The 5,534-nt window shown below is 70.4% G+C and carries 6 protein-coding genes; 2 read left to right on the top strand and 4 right to left on the bottom strand.

Annotated features, from left to right (window positions below; all coding sequences use genetic code 11):
- Nucleotides 1-505 (bottom strand): Clp protease N-terminal domain-containing protein (locus tag KBY81_RS16340; protein WP_315858541.1); only part of this gene is annotated, 505 nt, incomplete at its 3' end.
- Nucleotides 495-896 (bottom strand): lactoylglutathione lyase, encoded by a 402-nt coding sequence (gloA, locus tag KBY81_RS16335; protein WP_106219438.1) that lies wholly within the window; start codon nt 894-896, stop codon nt 495-497. The genes gloA and KBY81_RS16340, both read right to left, overlap by 11 nt.
- A 100-nt stretch (nt 897-996) precedes the next feature.
- Here gloA and eno point away from each other — a divergent pair, with 100 nt between their 5' ends.
- Together eno and KBY81_RS16325 are read left to right on the top strand one after the other, a co-directional pair.
- Nucleotides 997-2,292 carry a phosphopyruvate hydratase gene (gene eno, locus KBY81_RS16330; RefSeq protein ID WP_094585725.1) on the top strand — a complete coding sequence of 432 codons (1,296 nt, stop codon included), beginning with the start codon at nt 997-999 and terminating at the stop codon, nt 2,290-2,292.
- A gap of 20 nt (nt 2,293-2,312) precedes the next feature.
- Nucleotides 2,313-3,341 (top strand): hypothetical protein, encoded by a 1,029-nt coding sequence (locus KBY81_RS16325; RefSeq protein ID WP_254977077.1) that lies wholly within the window; start codon nt 2,313-2,315, stop codon nt 3,339-3,341.
- A 39-nt stretch (nt 3,342-3,380) separates the two neighbouring features.
- On the opposite strand, the gene KBY81_RS16320 is transcribed toward KBY81_RS16325, so the two are convergent.
- Complete coding sequence (locus KBY81_RS16320; RefSeq protein WP_106219440.1) at nt 3,381-5,081, bottom strand: AarF/ABC1/UbiB kinase family protein; 1,701 nt, start codon at nt 5,079-5,081, stop codon at nt 3,381-3,383.
- The gene (locus KBY81_RS16315) at nt 5,081-5,419 is read right to left on the bottom strand and encodes a hypothetical protein (RefSeq protein WP_106219441.1); all 339 of its coding nucleotides are present in this window, start codon (nt 5,417-5,419) and stop codon (nt 5,081-5,083) included. The genes KBY81_RS16320 and KBY81_RS16315 overlap by 1 nt, the downstream gene beginning before the upstream one ends.
- Nucleotides 5,420-5,534: the final 115 nt, after the last annotated feature.

The following is a 5,534-nucleotide window of genomic DNA, read 5'->3' as shown; positions in this document are numbered from 1 at the left end:
CGGCAGTGGCCTCGGCCGCAGCCGGCAGGGGGCGCCACTGGCGCAGCAGCAGGTCCTCGCTCAGCCCCTCCTCCACCAGCAGTGACGCCCCGATCCTGGGCTCCACCAGCAGGGCCAGCAGCAGGTGGGGCACATCCAGCAGGCGGGATCCCCAGGCGGCCCGGCGCCGATCGGCCTCCTCCAGCAGATCCTCGAGGGCATCGCCGATGTAGAGGGTGCCGCCGCCGCCGTCCGGCTGCTCGGCGCAGAAGGTCTCGAGCCGGTCCAGCAGCCGGTCCTCATCGAGGGGCAGGGGGTCCACCCAGCTGGCGAAGCGCCGGTTCAGCAGCAGGGTGAGCAGCAGGTGCTCCACGTCCATGGCGCCGTGGCGCCAGCGGCGGGCCTGCTCCTGGGAGGCGATCAGCAGATCCCAGGCGGCGTCGCTGAAGCGGTCGGGGTCGCTGGTGAGGCTGGCCGCGGCGCCCCCCGCGCCCCGGTCGTCACGCAGGCGGGAATCAGTGCGCATCGGACCGGGACGACGTCTGGATCAGTTCCACCTTGTAGCCATCCGGATCCTCCACGAAGGCCAGCACGGTGGTGCCGTGCTGCTTCGGACCGGGCGGACGGACCACCCGCCCGCCCTTGGCGGCGATCGCCGCGCAGGTGGCATGGATGTCATCGACACCGATGGCCAGGTGGCCGAACCCCGTGCCGATCTCGTAGGCGTCGGTGTCCCAGTTGTGGGTGAGCTCCAGCACGGTGGTGTCCGCCTCGTCGCCATAGCCGACGAAGGCCAGGGTGTAGGCGCCGCCGGGGTAGTCCTTGCGGCGCAACAGCTTCATGCCCAGCACCTCGGTGTAGAAGCGCAGGGAGCGCTCCAGATCGCCCACCCGGAGCATGGTGTGGAGGAGTCGCATCGGCGGTGCACCAGCTCGGGCCATTCTGACCAGGGTGGCGCAGGGAACACAGGCGAGGGCGGAGGACGACCCATAGGATTCGCCCACCAGCACACCCCCTGTGTACGACTCCCTCGACCTCGTCATCGACTCCATCGTTGCCCGCGAAGTGCTCGACTCCCGCGGCACCCCCACGGTGGAGGCGGAGGTGTATCTGGAGGGGGGCGCCAGCGGCCGCGCCATCGTGCCCAGCGGCGCCAGCACCGGCGCCCACGAGGCCCATGAGCTGCGGGACGGCGAGAAGGCCTACTTCGGCAAGGGCGTCAGCAAGGCGGTGGAGAACATCGAGGAGCGCATCGCCCCGGCCCTGTGCGGCCTGAGCGCCCTGGACCAGGGCGCCGTCGACGAGGCCATGAACGAACTCGACGGCAGCGACAACAAATCGGCCCTCGGCGCCAACGCGATCCTGGCCGTGAGCCTGGCCACCGCGCACGCCGCCGCCAAGGCCCTGGGCCTGCCGCTCTACCGCTACCTGGGCGGTCCGATGGCCACCCTGCTGCCGGTGCCGCTGATGAACGTCATCAACGGCGGCGCCCACGCCTCCAACAACCTGGACTTCCAGGAGTTCATGCTGGTGCCCCACGGAGCGGGCAGCTTCCGCGAGGCCCTGCGCATGGGCGCCGAGGTGTTCCACACCCTCAAGGGGCTGCTCAAGGATCAGGGGCTCTCCACGGCGGTGGGCGACGAGGGTGGCTTCGCCCCCGACCTGGCCGGCAACGACGCCGCCGGCGAGCTGCTGATGCAGGCGATCGAGAAGGCCGGCTACCGGCCCGGCGACCAGATCTCCCTGGCCCTCGATGTGGCCAGCACCGAGTTCTATGCCGATGGCCGCTACGCCTTCGGCGGCGGCAGCTACACCAGCGCCGAGATGGTCGACCAGCTGGCGGCCCTGGCGGCCCGCTTCCCGATCGTCTCGATCGAGGACGGCCTGGCCGAGGACGACTGGGAGGGCTGGCGCCTGCTGACCGAGCGCCTGGGGGGCACGGTGCAGCTGGTGGGCGACGACCTCTTCGTGACCAACACCACCCGGCTGCAGCAGGGGATCGAGCAGGGCATCGCCAATTCGATCCTGATCAAGGTGAACCAGATCGGCTCGCTCACGGAGACGCTGCAGGCCATCGACATGGCCACCCGGGCCGGTTACACCAGCGTGATCAGCCACCGCAGCGGCGAGACGGAGGATGTGACCATCGCCGACCTGGCCGTGGCCACCCGCGCCGGCCAGATCAAGACCGGTTCCCTCAGCCGCAGCGACCGGGTCGCCAAGTACAACCAGCTGCTGCGCATCGAGGACGAACTGGGCAGCCAGGCGGTGTATGCCGGCGTGGAGGACCGGGGGCCGCGGGGCAAGGCCTGAGCCCGCGGGCCGCAGCCACCGTGCTGATCCTCAGCGTTGCAGCTCCGCGAACCGGATCCTCCCGGTTCGGCCAGCTGCTGCAGTCGATGAAGTCCGCCTTTGTCTGCGAGCCCTTCCACCCGACGGCCTACATCCACTGTGCCGAGGGCCCGAGCGGCCTGCGCTTCTACGACAAGGCGCCTTACGACCTGAGTGAGTTCGGCAGGGACATGGTGGCGGATTCCCTGATCAAGAGCTTTCTGCCGACCCGCACGCTTCGCATGGGAGCCGCGCCCCGAGGCGCGGCAAGCCACCTCCACGGAATCAGCCTGCGACTCCGGCGAAAGGAGAGGCTGAAGGTTGCTCAGTTTCTCTCCGTCGTGCTGGAGAAAGCCAGTGCGGCGATCGGGCCGGCCTACAACATCTTCCGTGAACCCAGAATCGCCCGACGCGTCTGCGAGCTTCTTGACGCCAGGGAAGACACCTACACGCTGGAACTCTTCCCGAACCATCTCTCACCGGAATGCCATGGCTTCCTCTGCAGAACCTACCCCCTGATCCTTCATCAACGGAGCCTGATTGACAGTTATATCTCGTTGATCAAGACCGACTCGCGACGCTGGAACGGGGTCAATACCACCGGTTGCAACGTGAGGATCTGTCCCGAATCCTTCGTGGCCTACTGCCGATTCATCTCCGGCTACTACCTGCGCAGCCTGCGGGCAGGAGACGCTTTCCGCGGACCCAGCCCGGCGCCGACCCAGGGGAGCCACCCCAGGCATTGCGTCATCAACTACGAAGACTGGTGCGACCATCCCAATCACCAGCAGGCTGGCAGGGTCCATCAACTGCTTGCCCAGCAGGGTTTCTCCGAGGCCTTCCCGGAGCCGGACAGGTCGGCCGCGACCGCATCCGGTGCGCTGAACCGGCAGGACCAGGGCAGCGACTGGTCCCACAAGGTGACGAATGCGGACGAGGTGGTCCATGCCCTGAAGCAGCGATCGCTGCAAGGGTTGCTGGGGGCCCGTCCGCTGGAGATCCCGGCCCTGGGTGTGCCGCTGCACGACTGAGCCGAACCTCCGCAGGGAGCGGCTGGCGAGGCCTGGCGTTCAGGCGCCGCCGCCGGGCGGCGATCCCACGCCCGGCAGCTGGTCGAGGCGACCATCGCGCTGGAGCCGTGCCTGCATCTTCAGCCAGCCGGCGGTGAGGGGCACCGCCAGCACCAGGGGCACGGCGGTGAGCACCGGGCGGCCGCTCACCGCCAGCACCGAGGCCGCCACCGCCAGGGTGCCGAGCAGGAACGACTGGCCGGCGCTCTGCTGGGCGAGGGCCAGGCGCCGCAGCAGGCGATCGGTTTCGCCGGCTCGGATCAGCACCTGGAGATCGCCCTGTTCGATGCGGGCCAGGCTCTCGTCGAGACGCCGGGGTATCCCGAAGGCGCGGCTGCCCACCTCGGCCGCCTGGCGGGAGAGCTCGCTGAACAGTTCGTTGGGGCCGTTGCCGCTGGCGGTCATGAGGGGCAACAGGTAGGGACGGGCGATGGCGATCAGGCTAAAGCCCGGATCGAGGCTGCGGCCCACCCCCTCGAAGGTGGAGAGGGCCCGCATCACGAAGATCAGCTCGGGCGGCAGCCGGAACGGCTGGCCGTAGACGAGTTCGTAGAGATCGCCGGAGAGCTTGTCGATGACGTTGGCGCTGAAGGGTGGCGTAAGGGCTTCGGTGAGCATCACCCGCACCAGCCGCCGCACCGGCCCCTGGTCGATGCCGGCGGCGATCAGCCCGGCCTGCTGGAGCTCATCCACCAGGGAGGCGGCATCGCGGGCCGCGGCGGCCCGCACCATGCGTCCGAGCCGGCTGCGCAGCCGCTCGGAGATCTGGCCCATCATGCCGAAGTCGTAGTAGATCAGCGCCCCGTCGCTGGCGACGGCGAGGTTGCCGGGGTGGGGATCGGCGTGGAAGAAGCCGAAGCGCACCAGCTGCTGCAGATAGCTGGCCGCCCCCTTCTCGGCAACGGCCGCCGGATCGATGCCGGCACTGACGAGGGCCTCGCGGTCGTTGATCTTGATGCCGGGCACGTAATCGAGGCAGAGCACCCGCCGGGAGCTCAGCTCCCAGACCACCGCCGGGATGCGGATGCCGGGGTCGTCGAGGAACTGCTGGCGGAAGCGGGCGGCGTGCTCGGCCTCGAGGCGGAAATCGAGCTCCCGCAGCAGCACCCGCCGGCACTCCTTGGCGATGCCCACCCAGTCACGGCCGGCGCCCCAGCGGGGATGGCGCTGCACGGCGGCGGCCACCTGCTGCAGCACCTCAAGATCAAGGCGGAACAGGCGCTCCAGCCCGGGCCGCTGCACCTTGAACACCACCTGGCGACCGCTGCGCAGGCTGGCCCGGTGCACCTGGGCCAGGCTGGCCGAGCCGAGGGGCACCACCTCCAGATCGATGATCTCGGCCCGCCGCTCCCCCAGCTCCTGCTCCAGCAGGCTCTCCACCACCGGGAAGGGGAAGGCGGGCACCCGGTCCTGCAGATGGGCCAGCTCCTCGACCACGTCGGCGGGCAGGACATCGGGGCGGGCCGAGAGCAGCTGGCCGAGCTTGATGAAGGCCGAGCCGAGCTCGAGGAACTGGGCCGTGAGCCAGCGGGCCCGGCGGCGCTGGCGGGCGGCCTGGGCTTGCGGGGTGCGTCCGCCCGGGTAGGTCCAGGGGCGGGCGTCCCACCAGAGACCCGCCAGCAGCTGGAGCACGAGGCGCCAGATGCGCAGGGACCGCCAGAGGCGGGACAGAAGGATCCCGGGGGTGGAGAGGGCCGCCATCAGGGCTGCCCCGGAGACCGCGGCGGACCGTCGGGGGTTGCCGGCATCCGGTCGAGGCGCCGGGAGAGTTCGGCCACCTTGGCCCGCAGGGCATCGATGCGCTCCTGGGGATCCTCGGCGGCGCCGCCCCGTCCCGCGGCACCGGCGCCGCGGTCGTTCTCGATGCGTTCGGCTTCCATGGCCACCTCCTCCCAGAACAGACTCAGCTCCTGCTGCACCCGGGCGGGGGCCTCCTGGGCGAGGGCCGCCAGGGTGGCGGCCACGTCGGCCAGGCCGCTGCCCAGGCGGGCGGCCAGGCGGTTCATGGCCGCCTTGGCGAGGGACTGCGGCGCGCTCATGACTTGGCCGGAGGGATCACCGAACTGTGGCAGATCAGGGCTGGCTTCCGGGGGCCGGTGGGGCGCTCAGCGGCGGCGGGGCGATCGGCGCCGGGCCGGCCTCCTCCCGCTCCCG

The sequence above is a fragment of the Cyanobium sp. Lug-B genome (assembly GCF_024345635.1).
Lineage (GTDB): Bacteria > Cyanobacteriota > Cyanobacteriia > PCC-6307 > Cyanobiaceae > Cyanobium > Cyanobium minutissimum.
The sequence above is the reverse complement of the archived record's forward strand: the minus strand, read 5'-3'. Positions and strand labels throughout refer to the sequence as shown.